This window comes from Ramlibacter aquaticus, from assembly GCF_015159745.1.
GTDB classification, from domain to species: domain Bacteria; phylum Pseudomonadota; class Gammaproteobacteria; order Burkholderiales; family Burkholderiaceae_C; genus Ramlibacter; species Ramlibacter aquaticus.
In genome coordinates this window covers 1-1193 of sequence record NZ_JADDOJ010000166.1, presented here as the reverse complement: position 1 = coordinate 1193, position 1193 = coordinate 1, and the positions used below count along the sequence as shown (strand labels likewise).

The following is a 1193-nucleotide window of genomic DNA, read 5'->3' as shown; positions in this document are numbered from 1 at the left end:
TTACTCCATGATCTTCGCGACGACGCCGGCACCCACGGTGCGGCCACCTTCGCGGATGGCGAAGCGCAGGCCTTCTTCCATGGCGATGGGGGCGATCAGCTTCACGGTGATGGTGACGTTGTCACCGGGCATCACCATTTCCTTGTCCTTGGGCAGCTCGATCGCGCCGGTCACGTCCGTCGTGCGGAAGTAGAACTGGGGGCGGTAGTTGTTGAAGAACGGCGTGTGGCGGCCGCCCTCGTCCTTGGACAGCACGTACACCTCGGCGGTGAAGTGCGTGTGCGGCTTGATGGAACCCGGCTTGGCCAGCACCTGGCCGCGCTCGACTTCTTCACGCTTGGTGCCGCGCAGCAGGATACCGACGTTGTCGCCCGCCTGGCCCTGGTCCAGGAGCTTCCGGAACATCTCCACGCCCGTGCAGGTCGTCTTCAGCGTGGGCTTGATACCTACGATCTCGATTTCCTCGCCGACCTTGACCACGCCACGCTCCACGCGGCCGGTCACCACCGTGCCACGGCCGGAGATGGAGAACACGTCTTCCACCGGCATCAGGAAGGCACCGTCCACCGCGCGCTCGGGCGTGGGGATGTAGCTGTCCAGCGCATCGGCCAGCTTCAGGATCGCGCCTTCGCCCAGCTCGCCCTTGTCGCCTTCGATCGCCAGCTTGGCCGAACCCTTGATGATCGGGGTGTCGTCGCCGGGGAAGTCGTACTTGGACAGCAGCTCGCGCACTTCCATCTCGACCAGCTCGAGCAGCTCGGCATCATCGACCATGTCGCACTTGTTCATGAACACGATGATGTAGGGCACGCCCACCTGGCGAGCCAGCAGGATGTGCTCGCGCGTCTGGGGCATCGGGCCGTCAGCGGCGGACACCACCAGGATCGCGCCGTCCATCTGGGCGGCACCGGTGATCATGTTCTTCACGTAGTCGGCGTGGCCGGGGCAGTCCACGTGCGCGTAGTGGCGGTTGGCCGTCTCGTACTCGACGTGCGCGGTGTTGATCGTGATGCCGCGGGCTTTTTCTTCCGGGGCCGCGTCGATCTGGTCGTAGGCCTTGGCCTCGCCACCGAACTTGGACGCCAGGATCGTGGTGATGGCCGCCGTCAGCGTCGTCTTGCCATGGTCCACGTGGCCGATCGTGCCCACGTTCACGTGCGGCTTGGTCCGCTCAAACTTGCCTTTTGCCATTT

The 1193-nt window shown here is 64.7% G+C and carries 1 protein-coding gene; it reads right to left on the bottom strand.

All coding sequences use genetic code 11. From position 1 onward, the window contains the following. Positions 1–1191, bottom strand: coding sequence for an elongation factor Tu (gene tuf / locus IM725_RS19945; RefSeq protein ID WP_193782386.1), 1191 nt, complete (start codon positions 1189–1191; stop codon positions 1–3). Positions 1192–1193 lie beyond the last annotated feature (2 nt).

Bases quoted from the DNA above. Each gene is read 5' to 3' on its own strand.
- tuf (WP_193782386.1), bottom strand. From the start codon at position 1,191: ATGGCAAAAGGCAAGTTTGAGCGGACCAAGCCGCACGTGAACGTGGGC.